Raw genomic sequence first — 309 nt, 5'->3', positions numbered from 1 at the left:
TATGAATCAGCAGCAACCCCTCCCCCGCCGCCGCCTGACCCGGGCAGAGATCCGGCGGCGGCGACGCAACCGCGCCATCCGCCGCATCGCCGGGCTGACCCTTGTGGTCTGCGTGGCCGTGGGCGGTGTGTCCGTCCTGCTTTCCCACCGCAAGGCCCCGGTGCCCACGGCAGATGCCGCCGGGAGCGCCGCCAATAGTGCGGCCAGCAGTCTGCCGTCGGCTGAGCCGAGCAGCAAGGCGGAGAGCAGTGCCGCGAGCGGAGCCGCCGCCGAGAGCGTGGAGAGCCGGGACAACCTGCTGGGCCTGAC

General features: G+C 72.8%; 1 pseudogene. It reads left to right on the top strand.

Annotated elements, in window-relative coordinates:
- A pseudogene (locus tag P0G09_RS17805) lies at positions 1-309 on the top strand (D-alanyl-D-alanine carboxypeptidase family protein); the annotation flags it as partial.

Origin of the sequence: Faecalibacterium sp. DFI.5.82 (genome assembly GCF_029076575.1) — a bacterium.
GTDB classification, from domain to species: Bacteria; Bacillota; Clostridia; order Oscillospirales; family Ruminococcaceae; genus Faecalibacterium; species Faecalibacterium duncaniae.
Note: the sequence above shows the minus strand (reverse complement) of the source record. Positions and strands in the feature narration are given on the sequence as shown.